This window comes from Sphingobium sp. ba1 (assembly GCF_000743655.1).
Classification (GTDB): Bacteria; Pseudomonadota; Alphaproteobacteria; order Sphingomonadales; family Sphingomonadaceae; genus Sphingobium.
The window spans coordinates 3,085,202-3,108,099 of record NZ_JPPQ01000069.1; the positions used below are offsets into that span (position 1 = coordinate 3,085,202).

At 65.6% G+C, this 22,898-nt stretch carries 24 protein-coding genes, 1 tRNA gene and 1 other RNA gene; 14 read left to right on the top strand and 12 right to left on the bottom strand.

Annotated elements, in window-relative coordinates; translation table 11 throughout:
• From IL54_RS23275 to rpiB, 4 genes are all read right to left on the bottom strand, one after another.
• A partial coding sequence (locus IL54_RS23275; RefSeq protein ID WP_162182254.1) for a GIY-YIG nuclease family protein occupies positions 1-340 on the bottom strand: 340 nt, incomplete at its 3' end.
• 73 nt (positions 341-413) lie between these two features.
• On the bottom strand, positions 414-872 hold the full coding sequence (gene nrdR / locus IL54_RS18185) for a transcriptional regulator NrdR (protein WP_037477501.1): 459 nt from the start codon (positions 870-872) through the stop codon (positions 414-416).
• A gap of 93 nt (positions 873-965) precedes the next feature.
• Entirely contained in the window at positions 966-2,267 is a 1,302-nt protein-coding gene (gene glyA / locus IL54_RS18190; RefSeq protein WP_037477503.1) for a serine hydroxymethyltransferase, read from the bottom strand.
• Between the two features lie 12 nt (positions 2,268-2,279).
• On the bottom strand, positions 2,280-2,717 hold the full coding sequence (gene rpiB, locus IL54_RS18195; protein WP_037477504.1) for a ribose 5-phosphate isomerase B: 438 nt from the start codon (positions 2,715-2,717) through the stop codon (positions 2,280-2,282).
• A 102-nt stretch (positions 2,718-2,819) separates the two neighbouring features.
• Between rpiB and IL54_RS18200 the strand changes: the two genes are divergently transcribed.
• Positions 2,820-3,011: a hypothetical protein gene (locus IL54_RS18200; protein WP_037477506.1), complete on the top strand. Its 192-nt coding sequence runs from the start codon at positions 2,820-2,822 to the stop codon at positions 3,009-3,011.
• On the opposite strand, the gene IL54_RS18205 is transcribed toward IL54_RS18200, so the two are convergent.
• Positions 2,965-4,092 carry an HPP family protein gene (locus IL54_RS18205; RefSeq protein ID WP_037477508.1) on the bottom strand — a complete coding sequence of 376 codons (1,128 nt, stop codon included), beginning with the start codon at positions 4,090-4,092 and terminating at the stop codon, positions 2,965-2,967. The genes IL54_RS18200 and IL54_RS18205 overlap by 47 nt on opposite strands.
• A gap of 138 nt (positions 4,093-4,230) precedes the next feature.
• On the bottom strand, positions 4,231-4,887 hold the full coding sequence (locus IL54_RS18210) for an alpha/beta hydrolase (protein WP_017184627.1): 657 nt from the start codon (positions 4,885-4,887) through the stop codon (positions 4,231-4,233).
• Between the two features lie 149 nt (positions 4,888-5,036).
• Here IL54_RS18210 and IL54_RS18215 point away from each other — a divergent pair, with 149 nt between their 5' ends.
• The 13 genes from IL54_RS18215 (at position 5,037) to IL54_RS18270 (ending at position 15,679) form a co-directional block, all read left to right on the top strand.
• A complete protein-coding gene (locus IL54_RS18215; RefSeq protein ID WP_037477511.1) occupies positions 5,037-6,140 on the top strand; it encodes a cysteine desulfurase family protein in 1,104 nt (367 codons plus the stop codon).
• Positions 6,137-7,225, top strand: a complete 1,089-nt coding sequence (locus tag IL54_RS18220; RefSeq protein ID WP_037477513.1) for a cysteine desulfurase family protein — start codon at positions 6,137-6,139, stop codon at positions 7,223-7,225. The genes IL54_RS18215 and IL54_RS18220 overlap by 4 nt, the downstream gene beginning before the upstream one ends.
• 21 nt (positions 7,226-7,246) lie before the next feature.
• A complete protein-coding gene (locus IL54_RS18225; RefSeq protein WP_037477515.1) occupies positions 7,247-7,582 on the top strand; it encodes a 2Fe-2S iron-sulfur cluster-binding protein in 336 nt (111 codons plus the stop codon).
• A 5-nt stretch (positions 7,583-7,587) separates the two neighbouring features.
• On the top strand, positions 7,588-8,550 hold the full coding sequence (blaSGM, locus tag IL54_RS18230; protein ID WP_037479243.1) for an SGM family class A beta-lactamase: 963 nt from the start codon (positions 7,588-7,590) through the stop codon (positions 8,548-8,550).
• Positions 8,551-8,684: 134 nt separating this feature from the next.
• Positions 8,685-8,782: signal recognition particle sRNA small type (ffs, locus tag IL54_RS23280), an RNA gene on the top strand.
• A 51-nt stretch (positions 8,783-8,833) separates the two neighbouring features.
• Positions 8,834-10,444, top strand: a complete 1,611-nt coding sequence (locus IL54_RS18235) for a DNA polymerase III subunit gamma/tau (protein ID WP_037477517.1) — start codon at positions 8,834-8,836, stop codon at positions 10,442-10,444.
• Positions 10,441-10,764, top strand: a complete 324-nt coding sequence (locus IL54_RS18240; protein WP_037477519.1) for a YbaB/EbfC family nucleoid-associated protein — start codon at positions 10,441-10,443, stop codon at positions 10,762-10,764. Before IL54_RS18235 ends, IL54_RS18240 begins: the two co-directional genes overlap by 4 nt.
• Before the next feature lie 141 nt (positions 10,765-10,905).
• Positions 10,906-13,302: an endopeptidase La gene (lon, locus tag IL54_RS18245; protein WP_037477521.1), complete on the top strand. Its 2,397-nt coding sequence runs from the start codon at positions 10,906-10,908 to the stop codon at positions 13,300-13,302.
• A 180-nt stretch (positions 13,303-13,482) separates the two neighbouring features.
• On the top strand, positions 13,483-13,755 hold the full coding sequence (locus IL54_RS18250) for an HU family DNA-binding protein (RefSeq protein WP_037477523.1): 273 nt from the start codon (positions 13,483-13,485) through the stop codon (positions 13,753-13,755).
• A gap of 186 nt (positions 13,756-13,941) precedes the next feature.
• Positions 13,942-14,511, top strand: coding sequence for a septal ring lytic transglycosylase RlpA family protein (locus IL54_RS18255; RefSeq protein WP_037477525.1), 570 nt, complete (start codon positions 13,942-13,944; stop codon positions 14,509-14,511).
• A 93-nt stretch (positions 14,512-14,604) separates the two neighbouring features.
• A tRNA-His gene (locus IL54_RS18260) sits at positions 14,605-14,681 on the top strand.
• Positions 14,682-14,772: 91 nt separating this feature from the next.
• The gene (gene hisI, locus IL54_RS18265; RefSeq protein ID WP_037477527.1) at positions 14,773-15,135 is read left to right on the top strand and encodes a phosphoribosyl-AMP cyclohydrolase; all 363 of its coding nucleotides are present in this window, start codon (positions 14,773-14,775) and stop codon (positions 15,133-15,135) included.
• Positions 15,136-15,142: 7 nt separating this feature from the next.
• The gene (locus IL54_RS18270) at positions 15,143-15,679 is read left to right on the top strand and encodes a hypothetical protein (RefSeq protein ID WP_037477529.1); all 537 of its coding nucleotides are present in this window, start codon (positions 15,143-15,145) and stop codon (positions 15,677-15,679) included.
• Positions 15,680-15,689: 10 nt separating this feature from the next.
• Here IL54_RS18270 and IL54_RS18275 read toward each other — a convergent pair whose 3' ends face one another.
• The 6 genes from IL54_RS18275 to IL54_RS18300 form a co-directional block, all read right to left on the bottom strand.
• Positions 15,690-16,310: a YitT family protein gene (locus tag IL54_RS18275; protein WP_037477531.1), complete on the bottom strand. Its 621-nt coding sequence runs from the start codon at positions 16,308-16,310 to the stop codon at positions 15,690-15,692.
• Between the two features lie 88 nt (positions 16,311-16,398).
• On the bottom strand, positions 16,399-17,538 hold the full coding sequence (locus IL54_RS18280) for an aspartyl/asparaginyl beta-hydroxylase domain-containing protein (protein WP_037477533.1): 1,140 nt from the start codon (positions 17,536-17,538) through the stop codon (positions 16,399-16,401).
• 53 nt (positions 17,539-17,591) lie between these two features.
• Positions 17,592-18,788, bottom strand: coding sequence for an MFS transporter (locus IL54_RS18285; RefSeq protein WP_037477535.1), 1,197 nt, complete (start codon positions 18,786-18,788; stop codon positions 17,592-17,594).
• Between the two features lie 153 nt (positions 18,789-18,941).
• Positions 18,942-19,634: a L,D-transpeptidase family protein gene (locus IL54_RS18290; protein WP_037477537.1), complete on the bottom strand. Its 693-nt coding sequence runs from the start codon at positions 19,632-19,634 to the stop codon at positions 18,942-18,944.
• Positions 19,635-19,778: 144 nt separating this feature from the next.
• Positions 19,779-22,046, bottom strand: coding sequence for an NADP-dependent malic enzyme (locus IL54_RS18295; RefSeq protein ID WP_037477539.1), 2,268 nt, complete (start codon positions 22,044-22,046; stop codon positions 19,779-19,781).
• 10 nt (positions 22,047-22,056) lie between these two features.
• Positions 22,057-22,898 (bottom strand): LysR family transcriptional regulator (locus IL54_RS18300; RefSeq protein ID WP_037479246.1); only part of this gene is annotated, 842 nt, incomplete at its 5' end.

A 22,898-nucleotide genomic window follows, 5' to 3' on the forward strand; every position in this document is an offset into this window, starting at 1 on the left:
GGGGCTGAGCCTCTTCTAACGCCGTTCGGTTCGAGCCAGGGTCGAGCGTAGTCGAGACCCGTGGTCGAGAACGTGCAGCGTCTGAAACCGCTTCCCAATCCCCTCGAATCAAGGCTTCTTTCTTTTTGCGCGACCAATCCTTCACCTGGCGCTCGCGCTCCAGCGCGTCGATCCGGTCCGTGAAGGTTTCGCTGAACACCAGTTCTACCGGGCGTCGATCATGCGTGTAGCCCGGAATTTCCCCGGACTGATGTTGGCCGATACGCCGTTCCAGATCGTCGGTGTGGCCCGTATAATAGCTGCCATCGGCGCAGCGGAGGATGTAAATCCAGAAACTCATGTTGCGCGTTGTTCTCGACAAGCTCGAACCGAACGGAGGGTGGTGTTCGGGGCGAACGGAGGCAGGAGCGTGTTCACCCACCCACTTCCTTCACCGTTCCAGCGAAATCCTCGAAATCCTTCGCATCCGTGAAGTCCTTATAGACGCTGGCGAAGCGGATATAGGCGACGCTGTCGAGGCGTTTGAGGCCTTCCATCACCATTTCACCGATCGCGCGGGCGGGGACTTCGGTGTCGCCGCTGGTTTCGAGTTGGCGCTGGATGCCGGAGATGAGTTTCTCGATGCGGCTGGGATCGATGGGACGCTTGCGGCAGGCGATGCCGATGGACCGCGCCAGCTTGTCGCGCTCGAACGCTTCCTTGCGGCCCTCGCTCTTGACCACCCAGATGTCGCGGAGCTGGATGCGCTCGAAGGTGGTGAAGCGCGCGGCGCACGCTTCACACTGGCGGCGACGGCGGATGGCGGCGCCATCTTCCGTCGGCCGGCTGTCCTTCACCTGGCTGTCTTCATGGGAACAGAAGGGGCAGCGCATGATCTAATCAATCTCCGTTCGTTTCGAGCGTGTCGAGAAACGTCTGTGCGAGCCTGTCTCGACTGCGCTCGACACGAACGGCCTGTTTTGTCCTCAGTAGATCGGAAACCTCCCGGTCAGCGCCAGCACCTTCTCGCGCACATGCGCTTCGACCTGGCCGTCGCCGTCATCGCCATTGCGCTTGAGGCCTTCGACGACCTGCGCGATCAACTCGCCGATCTCGCGGAATTCCGCTTCGCCGAAACCGCGCGTGGTGCCGGCCGGGGTGCCGAGGCGCACGCCCGACGTCACGAACGGGCTGGCGGTGTCGAACGGCACATTATTCTTGTTGCAGGTGATGTAGGCGCGGTCGAGCGCCTTTTCCGCAGCCTTGCCGGTGGTGTTCTTCGCGCGCAGATCGACCAGCATCAGGTGATTGTCGGTGCCGCCCGACACGATCGACAGGCCAGCATCCGCCAGCGTTGCGGCCAGCGTCTTGGCATTGGCGACGATCTGGTGGGCGTAGGCCTTGAACTCAGGCGTCAGTGCTTCCTTGAACGCTACCGCCTTGGCGGCGATGATGTGCATCAGCGGGCCACCCTGCAGGCCGGGGAAGATGGCGCTGTTGAACTTCTTGGCCAGTGCCTCGTCATTGCACAGGATGATGCCCGAACGGGGACCACGCAGCGACTTGTGGGTCGTGGTGGTGGTGACATGGGCGTGAGGGACGGGCGAGGGATGCGCGCCGCCCGCGACCAGGCCGGAGAAATGCGACATGTCGGCGAGCAGATAGGCACCCACTTCGTCGGCGATTTCGCGGAAGCGTTCGAAATCCCAGTGGCGCGAATAGGCGGTGCCGCCGCAGATGATGAGCTTGGGCTTGCTCTCGCGCGCGATGCGGGCGACCTCGTCCATGTCGATCATATGATCGTCAGCACGCACGCCATAGGCGATGGGGTTGAACCACTTGCCCGACATGTTGACCGGCGATCCATGGGTCAGATGGCCGCCCGACGACAGGTCAAGGCCCATGAAGGTGTCGCCCGGCTGGAGCAGGGCGAGGAACACGGCCTGGTTCATCTGGCTGCCGCTATTGGGCTGGACGTTGGCGAATTTCGCGCCGAACAGCTCTTTCGCCCGTTCGATCGCCAGCGTTTCGACGACGTCGGCATATTCGCAGCCGCCATAATAGCGCTTGCCCGGATAGCCTTCGGCATATTTGTTGGTGAAGATCGAGCCTGCGGCCTCCAGCACGGCTTTCGATGCGATATTTTCGGACGCGATCAGTTCGATCTTGTCCTGCTGGCGCTTCAATTCATGTTCGATCGCGCCGAAGATTTCGGGGTCCGCGCTGCTAAGCGATTCGCTGAAAAAGCCGTCCTGACGGATGGCCGGGCTGAGGGTGTCGATGCTCATCGAAATATCCTTTCAGAGCGCGGGCTGGGATAGTTTGTCGACGCGGCCGGCATGGCGGCCTCCGCCAAATTCAGTGGTAAGGAAGGCGATGACGCACGCCTTGGCCATGTCCACGCCAGTCAGGCGCGCGCCCATGGCCAGCACATTGGCGTCATTATGTTCGCGCGAGAGCGCCGCCGACAGCGGCTCGCCGACCAGCGCGCAGCGGCAGGCCGGGTTGCGATTGACCGCGATCGAAATGCCGATGCCCGACCCGCAGAGCGCAATGCCGCGATCCGCCGCGCCGGATGCCACCGCTGTCGCGAGTTTGTAACCATAATCGGGATAATCGACGCGGTCGGCGGTCGCCGGGCCAAGGTCGTTTACCTCATGCCCTTCGTCGCGCAGCCATTGCGCCAGTTCCGCCTTCAATTCGATGGCGGCATGGTCGGATGCGATGGCGATCTTCATCTGCGGTGCGTCCCTTCACCGATGGGGTGATTCGTTCCCGCGCCTCTTAGGGGCAGAAGCGGTAGATTGCCACCTTGGTCCGCCGCCCTTATGGGCAGAGGCATGACAGGCACGATCCTCTCCATCCTTATGCTGGCCGGGCTGCTGCTGACCGGCGGCGGGCTATATGTGATGTTCCGCTTGCGCGACCGCAAGCGCGGCGCGCTGATGATCATCGCGGGGCTGGTGATGTTCGGCAATGTCGCGATCACGGCGATACCGGGGCCGGACTTGCCGGGGCTGGAACGGCGCTGAGCCGCAGCGCCAGCGTCGCCAGCAGATCGGTCTGCGTCACCAGTCCCAGCAGGCGATGATCGGTGTCGACCACCACCGCAGCATGGCGCACACCGCTGCTGAACGGACCTATCAGGCGCGCGACCGGCGTATCGGCATGGACGAAGAGCGGCCGGTGGGCGACGTCGGCGACAAGTACGCCGTCCTGCAACAGGTCGCGGGCATTGATCATCCCCTGCACCCGGCCAGCATCGTCCAGCACCGGCAGCGACAGGAGATGGCGCGCCTGCATCAGCGTGCGGGCCTCTGTCACCGTCTGACTGGCGGCGATATGCAGCACGTCGCGCGCCATGATCTCATCGCACCGCGTCGCGCCATGCGTGCGTTCGGCCGCGCGCAACTGGGCATCGGCCAGCAAGGGGCGCAGGTCCGCCTCGTCCACGTCCAGCCTTGCGCCAAAGCCATGGAGCGCGTCGGCGATATCCTGCGCGCTGGGGGCGGCGCGCAGCAGGGGAGCGGGATCGGTGGTGGCGTGGGGCGACGGTGCCCTGGGCGGTACATGGGGATAGTTTTGGCCGACCATGCGGTGGAACAGCATCGCGACGATCAAGAGCAGCAGCGTGTTCGCGCCCACAGGCGTCAGGGCGAACAGATAGCCGGTGTCGCTTCCGGCCAGCACGGCAGACAGCGCGACAGCGCCGCCGGGCGGGTGGAGGCAGCGCAGCAGCGACATGATCGCGATCGCCCCGCCGACCGCTACGGCCGCGGCCATGGTCGGGTTGGGGATGATGTGGGCGATGGCGATGCCGACCAGCGCGGAGATGATGTTGCCGCCCAGCACCGGCCAGGGTTGCGCCAGCGGACTGGCGGGCACGGCGAACAGCAGCACCGCCGAGGCACCCATGGGGGCCACCAGCAGCGGATGGGCTAGGCCATTGCCGAGCATCAAGCCGCATAGCAGCCCGGTGATCGCGATCCCGCCGATCGCGCCGCTGGCGGCCTTGATCCGGTCGAGCAAGCCGGGACCGGGCGGGGCGGGTATGAAGCTGCTATAATAGCGGCTCCAGACCATGCGGGGCTTGGGTTCGGGCGTGTCGGACATGATCGCTGCGCTAACGGGCGGAAGCGAAGGATGCCACGCCGAATAATCAGGCCCGTTGAAAGTCTGGCTTTGCCTTTGCCCAAAGAAAAAGGGGCCACCTTGCGGCAGCCCCTTTTTCTGTTTCGCGGGCGTTGCCCCTCAACGGATCGGCGAGTCCGGGGACAGGCGCATGTCGAGATAATTGTCGACCGACTTCATCAGCTGGTCGAGTTCATGTTCGAAGAAGTGGTTGGCACCCCGGATTTCGTCATGATGGATGGTGATGCCCTTTTGCGTGCGCAGCTTGTCGACCAGTTTCTGGACGGCGCTGGCGGTCACGACTTCATCGGACGTGCCCTGCACGATGATGCCCGACGAGGGGCAGGGGGCGAGGAAGGAGAAGTCGTACATGTTGGCAGGCGGCGCGACCGAGATGAAGCCACGGATTTCCGGGCGGCGCATCAGCAATTGCATGCCGATCCAGGCGCCGAAGGAGAAGCCCGCAATCCAGGTGGTCTGCGCTTCGGGATGGAAGCTCTGGACCCAGTCGAGCGCGGCGGCGGCATCGGACAATTCGCCGATGCCGTTGTCGAACGTCCCCTGGCTGCGGCCGACGCCCCGGAAGTTGAAGCGCAGCACGGCAAAGCCACGCTTCACGAAGGTCTTGTAGAGCGCCTGGGTGATGCGGTCGTTCATGGTGCCGCCGCCCTGCGGATGCGGGTGCAGGATCATGGCGACCGGCGCACGCGGGCGGGGCGGGGGGCTGAAACGGCCTTCGAGACGGCCTTCGGGTCCGGTAAAGATTACGTCTGGCATGGCACCTGTTATCGTTCTGGGCCACTCGGCCCGGATGGGCAGGGCGGCAAATGGAGTCGCGACGGGCGCGCCAAGGGATGTGCTGGCGCAGCGCGGCAGACCGCCTATATAGAAGCCGCCGCCATTTCCGCAATCAATGAGTAGCCCCCTTGGCCGCCGACCGTCTCTATCTCGATCATGCCGCGACGACACCGATGCTGGCCCAGGCGCAGGCGGCGATGGTCGCCGCCATGGGCCATTGGGCCAACCCGTCCAGCCCCCATGCCGACGGCCGCGCCGCGCGCGCCGCGCTGGAGGATGCCCGCGCCCGGATCGCGGCGGCGCTGGGCTGGCAGGGCCATGTGATTTTCACGTCCGGGGCGAGCGAGGCGATCGCGATCGGGCTGGGCCGGACGAAGGCGCGGCGGGTCGTGACGTCTGCGGTGGAGCATGACGCGGTGCTGCGGGTGACGAAGGGGGCCGAGCGGCTGGCGGTGGATGGGGATGGCATAGTTAGAACACCCGTTCGGGCTGAGCCTGTCGAAGCCCCTTTCTGGCCTGAGGAAAAGGAAAGCCCTTCGACAAGCTCAAGGCGAACGGATCACAATATATTGTTCGCCATCCAGCATGTGAATAACGAGACTGGCGTGATCCAGCCGTTGGGTGAGCTTGATCGTTCCGGCGCGATCCTCTTCGCGGATTGCGCGCAGAGCGCGGGCAAGCTCCCGCTGCCCGATGCCGACATGATCGCGATCAGTGGGCATAAATTTGGGGGTCCGCCGGGTATTGGCGCGCTGCTGATCCGCGATCTGGCGCTCATTGAGGCGAGCGGCGGGCAGGAGCAGGGCTATCGCGCGGGGACCGAGAATCTGCCTGCGATCCTGGCGATGGCGGCGGCGCTGGAGGCGCGGGCGGACTGGTTGCCGGGTGCCGCCGCCCTGCGCGCACGGCTCGATGCGGGGATCGTGGCGGCAGGCGGGGTGATCGTCGCGCGCGATGCGCCGCGTATCGCGGCGATCGCCAGCTACCGGATGCCGGGCCTATCGGCGCGCGCGCAACTCATTCAGTTCGATATGGCGGGCATTTCGGTGTCGGCGGGTAGTGCCTGTTCGTCCGGTTCGCTCAAGACCAGCCATGTGCTGCACGCCATGGGCTGGGACGAGGCGGTGGCGAGCGAGGTGGTGCGGGTGAGCTTCGGGCCGCAGACGCACGAGGGCGATGTCGATCGCTTCCTGGCCGCCTGGACGGCGATGGCCGCGCGGGCGCGACGATGATCTATCTCGATTATCAGGCGACGACGCCGCTGGCTCCGCAAGCGTTCGACGCGATGGTGCCGTTGCTGCGCGACCAGTTCGCCAATCCGCACAGCGCGCATCGGCTGGGGCGGATGGCGGCGGCGCAGGTCGAGGTGGCGCGCGACGCGGTCGGCGCGCTGTTGCCATCCGGCGGGCGGCTGCTCTTCACGTCGGGCGCGACGGAGGCGCTCAACATCGCCATTCAGGGCGCGCCCAAAGGCCATATCGTGACGATCGCGACCGAACATGCGGCGGTGCTGGATACGGTGGAGGTCTTGGCACGCGCGGGGCGGACGGTGACGGTGCTGCCGGTCGGCGCGGATGGTGTCGTGGACCTGGATGCGGCCGCGCAGGCGATCCGGCCTGGCGTCGCGCTGGTGGCGGTGATGCTGGTCAATAATGAGATCGGCGTGATCCAGCCTGTCGCAGCGCTGGCGCAGTTGGCGCATCAGGCGGGCGCGCTGCTGCTGTGCGACGCGGTGCAGGGCTATGGCCGGGTGCCGATCCCCGACACCTGCGACATGGTCGCGATCAGCGCGCACAAGATCCATGGGCCAAAGGGGGTAGGGGCTTTGTGGCTGCGTGACGGGGTCAGTCCCGCGCCGCTCATCCATGGCGGCGGGCAGGAGGGTGGATTGCGCTCCGGCACGCTGTCGCCTGCGCTGTGCGCCGGATTCGGGGTTGCCGCGCGATTGATGCGCGAACGGGCGGAGGCCGACCGCGACCATGTCGAATCGCTGTCTGCCCTTGCCCGCACGCTGTTCGCCGACTGGACGATCAATGGCAGCATGACGGCGCGCTATCCGGGCAATCTCAACCTGCGCCGCGCCGGAATCGATGGCGCGCGATTGTTGTCGGATTGCCGCAATATCGCTTTTTCGCTCGGCAGCGCTTGCGCAAGCGGGTCCGGCAGGCCTAGCCATGTGCTGCGCGCACTGGGCCTGACAGACGCACAGGCGCGTGGATCGGTGCGGATCGGCTTTGGCCGCTACACGACACCGGCCGAACTGGAGAGCGCTGCGGAGGCATTGAACAAGGCGGCAGCCGCACAAGCGGCGCTGTAAAAAAGGGAGCGTCGCACCATCATGACCAGGGTTACCTTCATCAGCGCTGACGGGGAACGGCGACAGGAGGTCGATGCCCCGGCGGGATCGGTGCTGCTCGACATCGCACAGGCGGCGGGCCAGCCGCTCGAAGGCACGTGCGAGGGACAGATGGCCTGTTCCACCTGCCATGTCATCGTCGAAGCCACCGATTTTCCGCGCCTGGGCCGTGCCAGCGAGGATGAGGAGGATATGCTCGACCTCGCCGCGTCCGCCACGCGCACCAGCCGCCTGTCGTGCCAGATCATCCTCGCCGATGGGCTGGACCAGTTGACGGTGCGCATTCCGCCCGAATCCTATAATATGCAGGGTATGTGAAGTCGATGAAACGCCTGTCCGCGTTCGCCCTGCTGCTGCTGATCGCCGCGCCGTCCAGCGCTGCCGAGAAGCAGAAAAAGACCAAGGAGCCGGTGCCGACCGGTCAGCTTGATTCGCTGCTGCCGCCTGCGCCGCGCTATCTGGTGCCGCAATCGGCGCTGGCTCAGGTGCGCAATCCCAAGGAGATCGAGCAGGAAACCGGCGGGCGGCTGGGCGTTGCGCTGGTGGATAAGCAGGGCGCGCTGCTGCTGGGCTTCAACCGCGACGAGCCGTTCGCGATGTGCTCGACCTTCAAGGCGCCATTGGCGGCGGCGGTGCTGATCGGCGCGGAAGGCGGCAAGTTCGGGCTGGAGGGGGAGATATCCTTCAGCAAGGACGATATTCTCGATTATGCGCCGGTCGTGAAGGCGAACCGCAAGCGCGGCCGGATGAGCATGGCCGAACTGGCGCAGGCGGCGGTCGAGGTGAGCGACAATAGTGCGGCGAACCTGCTGTTGCCGATGCTGGGCGGGCCGCAGGGGCTGACAGCCTTCATGCGCGCCCATGGCGACAGCGTGACCCGGCTGGACCGCAACGAGCCGGACTTGAACGAGAATACCGAGGGCGATCCGCGCGACACGACCACGCCCGCCGCGATGGCGGGGCTGATGGGACGGCTGTTGTTCCGCGACATGCAGGGCGAGAGCGCCGAGCGGCTGCGCGGCTGGCTCAACGCCAGCAGCACGGGCGACAAGCGGATCAAGGCAGGCCTGCCCGAAGGCTGGACGTCGGGCAGCAAGACCGGCAGCTGCGGCACGGCCTATAATGATGTGGCGCTGGTCAAATCGCCGGCGGGCGATGAATATATATTGGCGATCTATCTCGATCGGCCGACGGTCGATGCCAAGAAGGCCGAGGCGGCGATTGCGGAAACGGCGCGGGCTGCGTTGGAATTTGTCGGGCAGGCGCAAAAGAGCGGGCTGGAATAGGAACGTTCTCCCGTTCCGCTCGTGTCGAGCGAAGTCGAGACACGCCCGCGTGACGCTCGCCGCTTCTCGACTTCGCTCGAAGCGAACGGCTTTGGTTGCCTCTTGCTATCCCATCACCCTTTCGCCATATGCGCCGCGGGAGTCGGGCGGACGTGATCGTCGCGAACCGGGTCAGGTCCTGACGGAAGCAGCCACAGTGATTTCGTCACGGGTCGTTCCGGCTCCCACCTTCCAGCCATCATCCCGCTTCGACAATGGCGGCCCGAACGGCTAGACCAGACCGATGTCCGATTCCCAGCAGCCCTACCGCGTCCTCGCGCGCAAATATCGACCGCGCAGCTTTCATGAGCTGATCGGGCAGGATGCGATGGTCCAGACGCTGGGCAATGCGATCCGGCGCGGGCGGCTGGCCCATGCCTTTTTGATGACGGGCGTGCGCGGGGTCGGCAAGACATCGACCGCGCGGCTGATCGCCAAGGCGCTGAACTGCATTGGTGCGGACGGGCAGGGCGGGCCGACGATCGACCCGTGCGGCGTCTGCGAACCCTGCACCGCGATCGCCGAGGGGCGGCATATCGACGTGGTCGAGATGGACGCCGCCAGCCATACCGGCGTCGATGACGTGCGCGAGATTATCGAGGCGGTGCGCTATGCCGCCGTCTCTGCGCGCTACAAGATCTACATCATCGACGAAGTCCATATGCTGTCCAAAAACGCCTTCAACGCGCTGTTGAAGACGCTGGAGGAGCCGCCCGCCCATGTGAAATTCCTGTTCGCGACGACCGAAGTGAACAAGGTGCCGGTTACGGTTCTGTCGCGCTGCCAGCGGTTCGACCTGCGGCGTATTCCGGCAGACCTGCTGGCCAGCCATTTTGCCCATGTGGTGGAGGCCGAAAAGGTCGCGGCGGAGCCGGATGCGCTGTCGCTGATCGCGCAGGCCGCCGAAGGGTCGGCGCGCGATGGCCTCTCCATCCTCGACCAGGCGATCGCCCATGCGGAAATGGGCGAGGGCGAGCCGGTCGTCACGGCGGCGCAAGTGCGCGACATGCTGGGCCTGTCGGATCGCGGCGCCGTGCGTCGCCTGCTGGGGCTGTTGCTGGAGGGTGATACCGCCGCGTTGCTGGCCGCCGTGCGCGACCAATATGCGCTGGGCGTCGAGCCGCTGGCGCTGATGCGCGGGCTGATGGAACTGGTCCATGCGGTGACGTTGGTGAAGGCGGGGCGCGATATCGCAAGCCCCGGCCAATCCGCCGAGGAACGCGACGCGCTCGCGGACTGGGCCGCGCAGATCGGCTTCGCGCCCTTGCATCGGCTGTGGCAATTGCTGGTCAAGGGGCATGACGAGGTGGCGAGCGCCATCCTGCCGATCGAAAGCTGTGAAATGGCGCTGCTGCGGGTGATGCATGCCGCGACCATGCCCGATCCGGGCGAGATTGCGCGGATGCTGCGCGAGGGCGGGCCTGTTGCTGCGGCAGCGCCGGGCGCGGTGGCTGCGACGACGGGCGCTGGCCCTGCCGCGCAATTGCCGGCGACTTTCCCCGATCTGATCGAAGCCTTCTGGCAGCGCGGCAAGGGGCAGTTGGCGCAGGAACTGCATGATAGCGTCGCGCTGGTGCGCTATGCGCCGCCCGAACTGGATTATCGGGGGGCACCCTCGCTATCGGCGGATTTCGCCGCGCGGATCGTGCCAGCGCTCAAGGAGGTGACGGGTGTTGCCTGGCGCGTGGCGCAGAGCGATGGCGAGGCGCAGCCGACCTTGTTAGCGCAGGAGCAGGCCGCGCAGGCCAATGCCCGCGCCACTATTCTCGAAACCCCGGTGGTGAAGGCGGCGATGGCGGCCTTTCCCGATGCGGAGCTGGACGACCGGCTCGAACAATGGAGTGTAGGACAATGAAGGATCTGAACGAAATCCTGGGCATGGCGAGCCGTGTGCAGGAAGAATTGCAGCGCGCGCAGGACAATCTCGACAAGCTGGAGGTCGAAGGCGCGGCGGGCGGCGGTCTCGTCAAGGTGAAGGCGTCGGCCAAGGGCCGCATCCTGGGCGTATCGATCGACGACAGCCTGCTGGCACCGTCGGAAAAGCAGATGCTCGAAGACCTGGTGACCGCCGCGTTCAACGACGCGCGCAAGAAGGCGGACGAGGTCAGCAATGCCGAAATGGGCAAGATGACCGCTGGCCTGCCCTTGCCCCCCGGCTTCAAACTGCCGTTCTGAGCGCGGATGTGCGCGAAGAGCCCTATAATAACCCTGGGTTCATCGTGACCGCATTATGACATCCCCTGATTGATTGACGCGATAGGCATCCCCATAAAGGCGATGAACCGTAGGACAGGCCCTATTTGGCCCGGAGTGTGAATGACTGTGCAATATCCCCTGCTGCCGCTGCGTGACATCGTCGTGTTTCCGCAGATGATCGTCCCGCTCTTCGTCGGTCGCGACAAGAGCGTTTCCGCGCTGGAAGCGGCGATGGAGGGCAATAAGGAAATCTTCCTGGTGTCGCAGCTCGACCCGGCCGAAGATGATCCAGGCCAGGATTCGCTCTATGATACGGGCGTCGTCGCGGTGGTATTGCAATTGCTCAAGCTGCCTGACGGCACGGTGCGCGTGCTGGTCGAGGGCAAGCATCGCGCGCGGCTGACGACGATGGCGGAGACGGGCACGCATCTGGTCGCCGATGTCGAAGCGATCGAGGATGTTGCTGCCGAAGGCCCGGAAGCTGCCGCGCTGATGCGTTCGGTCGCCGAGCAGTTCGAGAATTACGCCAAGCTCAACAAGAAGCTGCCCGCCGAAACCCCGGTGCAGTTGCGCGAGATCGAGGATGCCGGGCGGTTGGCCGATGCCGTGTCCGCCAACATCAACGTCAAGGTATCCGACAAGCAATCGCTGCTGGTCGAGGCCGATCCGGTCAAGCGGTTGGAGATGGTGTTCGCCTTCATGGAAGGCGAACTGGGCGTCTTGCAGGTCGAAAAGAAGATCCGTGGCCGCGTGAAGCGCCAGATGGAAAAGACCCAGCGCGAATATTATCTCAACGAGCAGCTAAAGGCGATCCAGCGCGAGCTGGGCAATGGCGAGGGCGAAGAGGGCGATGAACTGGCCGAACTGGCCGAGAAGATCGCCAAGACCAAGCTGAGCAAGGAAGCGCGGGCGAAAGCCACCGCCGAGTTGAAGAAGCTCAAGGGCATGCAGCCCATGTCGGCCGAAGCGACCGTGGTGCGCAACTATCTCGACGTGCTGTTGGGCTTGCCCTGGGGCAAGAAGGGCAAGGTCAAGAATGACCTCAAGCGCGCGCAGGATGTCCTCGATGAGGATCATTTCGCGCTCGACAAGGTCAAGGACCGGATCATCGAATATCTCGCCGTCCAGGCGCGCACCAATAAGCTCAAAGGCCCGATCCTGTGCCTCGTCGGCCCGCCGGGCGTGGGCAAGACCTCGCTTGGCCGTTCGATCGCCAAGGCGACCGGGCGCGAATTCGTGCGCCAGTCGCTGGGCGGCGTGCGCGACGAGGCGGAAATTCGCGGTCACCGCCGCACCTATATCGGCTCGCTGCCGGGCAAGATCGTGACGAACCTGAAGAAGGCGGGGACGATGAACCCGCTGTTCCTGCTCGACGAGATCGACAAGCTGGGCCAGGATTTCCGAGGCGATCCGGCGTCGGCACTGCTCGAAGTGTTGGACCCCGAACAGAATAGCAAGTTCCAGGACCATTATCTGGAGATCGACGTCGATCTTTCGGACATCATGTTCGTGACGACCGCTAACTCCTTGAATTTGCCGCAGGCCTTGCTTGACCGGATGGAGATCATCCGGCTGGAAGGCTATACCGAGGACGAGAAGGTCGAGATCGCGCAGCGACATCTGATCGCCAAGCAAATCGACGCCCATGGCCTCAAGGAAGGCGAGTTTGAGGTGACCGAGGCGGCCGTTCGCGACCTCATCCGTTACTATACCCGCGAGGCTGGCGTCCGCACGCTGGAGCGCGAAGTCGCACGTCTGGCGCGCAAGGCGCTGCGCAAGATTCTCGAAGGCGTCTATGAGAAGGTCGTCATCACGCCGGACACGCTCGCCGACTATGCCGGGGTGCGTAAATTCCGCCATGGCGTGGGCGAGGAAGAGCATCAGATCGGCGCGGTCACGGGCTTGGCATGGACTGAGGTCGGCGGCGAACTGCTGACGATCGAGGCGGTCACCGTGCCCGGCAAGGGCATGATCAAGACGACCGGCAAGCTCGGCGACGTGATGACCGAATCGATCCAGGCGGCCTTCTCTTATGTGAAGGCGCGCTCGCCCGGCTATGGCATCAAGCCCAGCATCTTCAACCGCAAGGACATCCACATCCATCTGCCCGAAGGCGCAGTGCCCAAGGATGGGCCTTCGGCGGGCATCGGCATGGTGACCTGCATCGTGTCAACGCTGACCGGCATCCCGGTGCATAAGGATGTCGCGATGACCGGCGAGGTGACCTTGCGCGGTCGCGTCCTGCCGATCGGCGGCTTGAAGGAAAAGCTGCTGGCGGCATTGCGCGGTGGCATCAAGACGGTGTTGATCCCGCAGGAAAATGAGAAAGACCTAACGGAAATTCCGGCCAATATCCGTGACGGGCTGGAAATCGTGCCCGTCAGCCATGTGGACGAAGTGCTGGCGCGCGCCTTGATGTCGGTGCCCGAAGCGATCGCCTGGACCGAAGAGGATGATCTGGCCGCGCAGCCGAGCAATGGCCAGGGGCGCGACGGGGACGCTACGCTGCGGCATTGATCGACGGGCCGATAGGGCAAAAGCGACGGGTTTCCGGCATTTTCATGCTGCATTGCGAAATTGCATGTGATCCGGGAACTTCGTCGCTTTCTCTTTGACAGCCACCGAAAGCTGCGCCTTATTGCCGCCTTTACGCCGCGATTCCTAAACTAACCAACAGCATCAGGGGGTTCCCAAGGCATGAACAAGCAGGATCTGATCAGCGCGGTTGCCGAGAGCAGCGGCCTTACCAAGAATGACGCGACCAAGGCTGTGGAAGGCGTGTTCGATGCCATCACCGGCGCGCTCAAGAAGGGCGACGAAGTGCGCCTGGTCGGCTTTGGCACTTTCTCCGTCACCCAGCGCAAGGCATCGACCGGCCGCAACCCGCGCACCGGCGAAACGATGACCATCAAGGCATCGACCCAACCCAAGTTCAAGGCCGGCAAGGGCCTCAAGGATTCGGTCAACTGACGGTCCGGGCATCGGCACAAGAGGCAGATGCCCGCGTCGCACGACCGTAAAGGCGTCGCGGCCTGAAAAAATCGAGAGTGCGTGATAACGGGAACTGAGCCGCACGCATGGGCGCAAGACAATAGGGTGGGTGCTGGATCAGCACTCACCCTTCTGCTTTTGGGCCAGGCGGGTTAGGGAAGCGGCATGAGGATGAGACGATTTGCCGCGCTGTGCGGCGCGGGCGCGATGGCGCTGCTGCTGTCGGCCTGTGGTGGCGGTCAATACCGGCCGGTGCGGGATGTGCCGGTCAAGATCGGCCCGCCCTATGTGGTGCGTGGCGTCACCTACACGCCTGCGGCTGATCCGGGTTATGACATGCTGGGCTATGCCAGCTGGTATGGATCGGAACCGGGCAATCGCACCGCCAATGGCGAACGCTTCCGTCCCGGCTGGGTGACCGCCGCGCATACCAGCCTGCCGCTGCCGAGCTACATCGAGGTGACGGCGCTGGACACCGGACGCACCATCGTCGTGCGGGTCAATGATCGCGGGCCTTTTTCCGGGCGCGGGCGGGTGATCGACCTGTCGCGCGGCGCGGCCGAGCAATTGGGCGTGCGGGCGCAGGGGCATGTGCCGGTGCGGGTGCGGCTGGTCGATCCGCCCGAAAAGGATCGCGCCCGGCTGCGCAAGGGCAAGGCGGCACCGGCGCGCCCCTCCGTGCCCGAAGCTACCCTGCGCAAATTGCGCGCGCAGTTGCGCGCGGCGGGGCTGTAAGCGGCGGAAAGCGCCGATCGCGGCATTTGCCTGCTTGACGGGGCGGGATGAGCCGCATATGTGCCCACATCTCGCGGGCCTTCTGGCCCCATGGCGATCGTAGCTCAGTTGGTTAGAGCGCCGGTTTGTGGTACCGGAGGTCGGGGGTTCAAGACCCCTCGATCGCCCCATTTTCTTCCTTCCGCCCTGATGCCGCGCATATTTGCCGGTCAGGCGGGAAGGGGCTTCGCAGCATCGCGATTGCGCCCTATAGCGCCCGGCATGACCGATGCGCGCGACAAGGGGCTGACCCTCAATCCCAAATATGACGATCATGGCCTGATCACGGCGGTGGTGACCGATGTGGACAGCGGCGACGTGCTGATGGTCGCGCATATGAATGCGCGGGCGCTGGCGCTGACGGTCGAGACGGGCCTCGCGCATTTCTGGTCGCGCAGCCGACACGCGCTGTGGAAGAAGGGCGAGACGTCGGGCAACATGCTGGCGGTGCGCGACATTCGCATCGATTGCGATCAGGATGCGGTTTGGGTGAAGGCGGTGCCTGCCGGGCCGACCTGCCACACTGGCGCGCGCTCCTGTTTCTTCCGCCGGGTCGGCCCCGATGGCCTGAGCGCAGTCGATTAGGGCGTCGATGCGGCGACCTGGCCTTGCCCTATCCTGCCTGATGCTGGCGGCGTGCCAGCCTGCCGCCGTTTCCAACGACATGGCGGCCGAGACGGGTGGTGGCCTGCCTGCGTCGGGGCTGGAGCGCGCCGCGATCGAAAGTGGCGTCATTACCGATGCGGCCAAGATTTCGCCGGTCGGGCTATTTCAGCGCCGCCATGAGGCGGGGCGCGATGCGTTGTGCGTGGTTCCCGGTGCCAAGGGGGCGCTGCGCTTCGGCCTGGAAGCCAATTTCGGCGAGCAACTCGCCTGCCGGGGGCAGGGGACCGCACGGCGTGCGGGCGACAAGCTGATCCTGCGCTTTGCTGGCGGCGATCGCTGCATCATCGTCGCCCAATATGATGGCGATCAGGTTGCGCTGCCGGGTGTCGTGGATCTCGCCTGTGCGCGGCTATGCGATGGGCGCGCCACGTTGGAAGGGGTCAGCTTCCCCCGGATCGCGGGTGATGCGGGCACGGCTTTGCGTGCGCAGGGGACAGGCGGCGACCCGCTCTGCAAAAGCTGAACGCGCCGGATCAATGGCCGATATAGCGTCCCGGCCGGTGGTTGACGATCAGCACGGCATTGATCGCCGCCGCCGACAGGACCGACAGCGCGAAGCGATCGGCGCTTAGCAGCGGTAGCGATGCCGCCAGGATGATGGCGTCACCGATCATCTGGGTGCGGCCCGCATTCCATCCCCGCGTCTTTTGCAGCGTGAGCGCGATGACGCCCAGCCCGCCGACGCCCGCGCCATGGCGCGCGATGGCGAGGATCCCGAAACCGATGATCGATCCGCCGAACAGCGCGGCAAAGAGCGGGCTGACCCGTGCCAGTTCCAGCGCCAGCGGCATCATCGTGCCCAGCCCCATGATCGCGATATTGGCGAACAGCGTTTTCAGGCCGAAGGCCGCGCCCATCGCCCGCCCGGCGAACAGGAAGAAGGGGATGTTGATCAGCAGGAACAGCGTCGCTGGCGACCAGTGGATCAGATAGGACAGCAGCAGCGCAATGCCCGCCATGCCGCCCGTCACCAGATTGGCCTGTTTCAGCAGCATCAGCCCCATGGCGATGAAGGCGCAGCCAAGCGCAATGGCATAGCCATCTTCGGCGAGATTGTGCGGGCGGGCGGCTGGGAAGGCGTGCGTGGGAGTCATGGCGTGTCCGTCAAGCGTTACGCCCCGGTCATCCTCTTGCCCTGCCGCTGCTCATACAGCGGACGCGCGCCACTGCAAGAGGCTGCGCTTATCCGCCGGTGTCGATCTGCGCCGGGCCATATTGGTCGATCGCTTGGAACAACAGGGTCAGCGCCGCGCGTTCCTCTGCCACGATCTCCGGCCGCCACACTTCGAACAACAGGATGACGCGGGTGTCGGCGCTGCGGTTCCAGGCCTCATGTTCGATACTGTCGTCGAAGATCAGCATCTCGCCCCGGTGCCAGGGCCGCGTTTCCGCGCCGACGCGCAGCGCGCAATCGGGGGGCGTCAGCAGTGGCAGGTGGCAGATGAGCCGCGTGTTGAGCAGGCCATGATGGGGTGCGATATGGGTGCCGGGCTTGAGCAGCGACCAGAGCGCCGTCGGCGATCGCCCTTCGATCACCGGCATCGGCGCATGGTCGAGCGCGGCCATGACGGCTGGGCAGCGCGTCGCATGGTCCGCCACCGGCGCGCCGCTCTGCCAGAAATAATAGGCGCCCCAACTGGGATCGTCGCGCAACTTGTTGTTGGGGGCCGGGCGCTCCTTCGATGTCTGGACATAGGGCGCGAAGTCCGGCGCGCCCGCGCGCACCGCCGCCAGTTCGGCGACGATCGCGTCGGTCATCGCCTCCATTGGCGCGACCCAGTCGAAATCGCTGCGCTCGTAAAAGGCGCGCTGGGGCAGGCCGGGGAAATAGAACATACTGGGCTGCTGCAGATATATCTCGCGCTTGCCGAGCAGCAGGTCGGTGGCGAGCGCGATGCGGGGCAGCGGTGGCAAGTCGCGGATCGCGGCGGTCAGATGATCCTCGAACTGCTGGCTCGATTGCGCGATGGAGCCCTGCGCCTGTTGCAGCAGCGGTTGCAGTTGCGGCGGCGCGCCATGGGCGGCCGCCTGCGCCAGCGCGGTGCGCCGCCAGCTGATCGCGCCACGATCGTCACCGCGCGCCTGCGCATTATGACCCATGGCGAGCAAAGCGGGCAGGTTGCGCGGATCGCCCGCCAGGATCGCGCGCAGGGCCTCCACCTCGCCATCCCGATCGCCGAGCCGATTGCAGACCTGCGCCAGCAGCATCGGCGGCGGCGCGGCCATCTGCGCCAGTGTCGCGCGCGCCTTGGCCGCGTTACCGCCGCGCAGCGCCACCAATGCGGCCTGGGCCAGCGCCTCTTCTCTTGCCTGATCGCTCATGCCCCTGCCTTATCGGGGAGCCTGATCTGGGACAAGCGCTGCGGCAAAGCGGCTTATTCGGCCGGAACCGCGATCATCCGCGTGGTCCGCTGTTGCAAAGCGATCGACAGGAGGAAGACGACGAGGCCGCCCAGCGCCAGCGCGGCACCGATCCAGCCGGTCGAGGTTAGGCCATAGCCCGCCGCGATCGCCATGCCGCCGAGCCACGGGCCAAGCGCATTGGCGACGTTGAAGGCGCTATGGTGCAGTGCCGCCGCGAGCGTCTGCGCATCGCCCGACACGTCCATCAACCGCGCCTGCAACGGCGTGCCAAGCCCGCCGCCCGCGCCGATCAGGAAGATGATGAGGCTGAGCGTCCAGATATTGCCCGCCATCAGGGGGAACAGCGCCAGCGCGCCCGCGCTCCACAACAGCACGAGGATGACGGTGCGGTTGAGCGCCCGGTCGGCCATCCATGCGGCGACAAGGTTGCCGATCGTCATGCCGACGCCAAAGATCATCAGGATCAGCGGCACCCAGACTTCGGATACCCCGGTCACCTCGATCATGGTCGAGGCGACATAGGTATAGACCGCGAACAGCCCGCCAAAACCGATTGCGCCGGTCAGCAGCGTCAGCCAGACCTGTGGCTTGGCGAGCGCGGTCAGTTCCCGCGCGGCGCTCGCCTTGGGGTCCCCCGCATCGCGCGGGGCGTAGAGCGCCACCAGCGTCATCGTCGCGATGGCAAGCGCGGTGACCACGAAGAAGCCTGAGCGCCAGCCCAGCGCCTGCCCCATCCAGTTGGCGACGGGGACACCCAGCACCGTGGCGATGGTCAGGCCCGACATCACCCGCGCAATCGCCTGCGCCCGCTTTTCGATCGGCACCAGCTTGGCGGCCACCAGCGCGGCGACGCCGAAATAGGCCCCATGCGGCACGCCGCTCAGGAAGCGGAAGACAAGCATCCAGCCATAGCTGGGCGACAGCGCCGACAAGCCATTGCCGATCGCGAACAAGGCCATCAGGCCGATCAACAAATGACGGCGCGGCAGGCGCGCGCCAAAGGCGGCGATCACCGGTGCGCCTGCCACCACGCCCAAAGCATAGGCGCTGATCGCATGGCCAGCGGTCGGCACGTCGATGCCAAGGTCGCGCGCGAAGAAGGGCAGCAGGCTCATCGCCGCAAATTCAGTGGTCCCGATCGCGAATGCGCCGACGGCGAGCGCGAAAAGAACGAGCGCGGGTTGCGCCTGGTGGGGGCGGGTGCCCATGGCTTTGCTCCATGCTGCAATGCAAAATAGCGGAAGCGCGGCAGATGGTCCCGCTGACAGCGCTGGTCAAGGGCGGCCGCGCTTGAGTTTATTGCAAGTGCTGCGGCGTGTTACGCAACACACGCCATCGTCGCAGGATAATGTCGCGGTGCGTTACGTCCCGACCTGCGCCTTGCTGACGTCGAGCCGCTTGCCGTTGGTGATGACCACGACATCACCCAATTTGGTCACGCCGAACAATTTTTGCGCGAAGGCGACGGGGACGCCGATGCAGCCATGGGTTGCCTTGCCCCATTGGACGTCGCTGCCATGGATGGCCACGCCGTCGCTGGTCAGGCGCAGCATATAGGGCATCGGCGCATTGTCGTAGAGGTTGGAATAATGGTCGGCGTCCTTCTGCGTGATCGGGAAGGCGCCCAGGGGGCTGGGCTTGTCGGTCGCGCCATAGAGGATGACGGCCGCGCCGATTTCATAGCCTGCGCGGAACACAGATAGCGTCTGCGCGCGCAGGTCGACGGTGATGATGACGGGGCCGGATGTCGGCGCGCCGCTTTCGTCCCAGGCATAGTCGCCATGGCGGAACGGGCCGTCGATCTTGAGGACGCGCTTGACCGTCAGCGCGCGCGGATCGATCGTCATCGGCTGATCGCTGCGCCGTTCGGCGGGTTTTGCCGGGGCAGGGGCGGGGGCAGGTGGTGCCTTTGCTATGGGCGCGGGCGGCGCGGGTTCTTCCGCTGCGGGGCGGTCGATCCAGCCGGACACAAGCAGGGCGACGCCCGCCAGCCCTGCGCCGATCGCCAGCTTGGGACCAGCGCTTTTCGCCAATGCTTTGAGCAGACCTGCCATATCATCCTCATATAAGATCCTCCCTTTTTTAGGGGGAGGGGCGCGCGCTATCGAGAGGGGGACACCCCTCCGTCTGGCTTCGCCAGCCACCTCCCCTGCCAGGGGAGGATCACTTCAGTCCGTCATAGCGGCAAAAGGTTAAGTTCAGCCTTCGCGCGCGACTTCCGCCGCTGCGATGGCGGTGAGGTTGAGGATGCCGCGCGAGGTGACGCCGGGGGTCAGGACATGAATGGGCTTGGTCAGGCCCATCAGCATCGGGCCAACGGTCGGCGAACTGGACGAGGCGGAGAGTGCTGTGAGCGTGATGTTCGCCGCATCGAGATTGGGCATGACCAGCAGATTGGCCGGCCCTTCGAAGCGCGAATCGGGGATCAGCTTCTCGCGCAGCGCCTGGCTCAAGGCCGCGTCGGCATGCATTTCGCCATCGACCGCGAGGTCGGGCGCGGCCTGCCGCACCAGTTTGAGCGCAGCGCGCATCTTGCGCGCGCTGTCGCTGTGCGAGGCACCGAAATTGGAGTGCGACAGCAGGGCGACGCGCGGGACCAGGCCGAAATGCTCCAGCTCGGTCGCCGCCAGCAAGGTCATTTCCGCAACCTGTTCGGGCGTCGGATTGGGCACCATATGGGTGTCGGTGATGAACAGCGCGCCCGCGTCGAGGATCAGCCCCGACAGCGCATAGACGCGGTTGCGACCCGGTACCCGGTCGATGATGCGCAGCGCATGTTCGACCTGGCCCCAATATTCCGAATTGCCGCCGATCAGCGCGGCGTCGACATGGCCCAAGCGCAGCAGCATAGCGGCGGTGACGCTGGGGCGGCGATAGACATGGCGCAGCACTTCGGCGGCGGGCACGCCCCGGCGCGAGGCGACGGCGCGATAGCCCTCGACCAGTTGCGCCATGATCTCATGATCGGTTTCGGGGTCGATCACCTCGACATCGCGGCCGAGTTCGAAACGCAGGCCAAGGTCGGGCAGCTTCTTGTTCAGGATGCGGCGGCGCGCGACGATGGTCGGGCGGACGATGCCTTCGTCCAGCGCGTCCTGAATGGCGCGCAGCACGCGCTCATCCTCGCCCTCGCCATAGACGATGCGGCGTGCGCCGCCACGTGCAGCCTCGAACACCGGCAGCATCAGCTGACCCGACCGAGTGTTCTGCCGCGTCAGGCGACGGCGATAGTCGTCCAGGTCGATCGGGCGGCGGGCGACGCCGCTGTCCATCGCCGCACGCGCCACGGCCACCGCAATCTCGCCGATCAGGCGCGGGTCGAAGGGGGTGGGGATGATATAGTCGGGGCCGAATACCAGCCTGCGCCCGCCATAGGCCTGCGCCACGCTGTCATGCGCGGGCATGCGGGCGAGGCTGGCGATCGCATCGGCGGCGGCGACCTTCATCGCTTCGTTGATCTGCGTCGCGCCGACATCCAGCGCGCCCCGGAAGATATAGGGGAAGCAAAGGACGTTGTTGACCTGGTTGGGATAGTCTGAACGGCCGGTGGCGATGATCGCATCGGGGCGCACTTCGCGCGCGGCTTCGGGGCGGATTTCGGGTTCCGGGTTGGCGAGCGCGAAGATCAGCGGGTTGGGGGCCATCAATGGCAACCATTCGGGCTTCAGGACGCCGGGGGCGGATAACCCCAGGAACAGATTGGCGCCCGGCAGCACGTCGGGCAGGGTGCGCGCATTGGTGACGCGGGCATAGCGCGCCATATTGGGCAACATGCCTTCGCGGCCCGAATGGATGACGCCATCCTTGTCGGTCATGGTGACATTGTCGACCGGCAGGCCCATCGACACGAGCAGGTCGACGCAGGCGAGTGCGGCCGCGCCTGCGCCCGACGTTACCAGCTTGGCATCGGCCAGCGTCTTGCCCTGAATCACCAGCGCGTTGCGCACGGCGGCGGCGACGACGATGGCGGTGCCATGCTGATCGTCATGAAAGACCGGAATATTCATCCGTTCCTTCAGCCGCGCCTCGATCGCGAAACATTCGGGCGCCTTGATATCCTCAAGGTTGATGCCGCCGAAGGTCGGCTCCATCAGGGCGACGGCTTCGATGAATTTTTCAGGGTCAGTGGTGTCGAGTTCGATGTCGAACACGTCGATATCGGCGAATTTCTTGAAGAGGACCGCCTTGCCTTCCATCACCGGCTTGGACGCCAGCGCGCCGATCGCGCCGAGGCCAAGGACGGCGGTGCCGTTGGAGATGACCGCGACCAGATTGCCGCGCGCGGTATAATCGAGAGCCTTGTCGGGATCGGCGGCGATCTCCATGCAGGGGGCGGCGACGCCGGGCGAATAGGCCAGCGCGAGATCGCGCTGGTTGACCATGCGTTTGGTCGGCTCGATCCGCAGCTTCCCCGGCTGGGGAAAGCGGTGATAGTCGAGGGCGGCGCGGCGGGTATTATCGTCCATGCGATGGGCCTTACGGGCTGCGTTCCGCAAGGGCAATGGTGGAACGCGCCCAGGGGGGCGTTGGCGCATATAGTCCGACAAGAAAATCGACAAAGGCGGTGATGGCGGCGGGCGGATTATGCTGTGGCAGTTGCACCGCGAACAGGCCGACATCCGCCGACCCTTCATGGTCCGGCACGATCTGCCGAACATCGCCGCGCGCCAGCGCGTCGCTGATATCCCAGAGCGAGCGCAGGGCGATGCCGCCGCCCGCGAGCGCCAGTTCGCGCACGACCTCGCTGCTGTTGGTGCGGACATGGCTGCGGCCCTCGACCGTCACCGGGCCTTTCGGGCCGACAAGGCGCCAAGGCATCTGGCCATCGGCGGCGAGCAGGCGGTGGGATTTGAGGTCGGCGAGGGTGGCGGGGGTGCCATAGCTGTCGAGATAGGCGGGCGCAGCGCACAGGATGCGGCGATTGGTCGCCAGCCGCCGCGCGGCCAGGCCCGGTCCCGGATCGGCGGTGATGCGAATGGCAAGGTCGACGCGCGTGTCGATCAGGTCGGCGAAATCGTCCGACAAGTTGATGGCGAGATCGACACGGGGATGGGCGTCCATGAAGCGCGGCAGCCAGGGGGCGAGATGCATGCGGCCAAAGGATGTGGGCGCGGTGATGCGCAGCGGTCCCGCGACGATCGCCGAGGTGCCCGACACGCGCCGCTCGGCTTCGTCCAGCGCCGCCAATATGCCGCGCAGATCGGCATGGAGCCGCTCGCCCGCCGGGGTCAGCGCCAGCCGCCGCGTGGTGCGGTGAACGAGGCGCGTGCCCAGCCGCTCCTCCAGCCGCGCGAGCCGCTTGGACATCATGGCGGGCG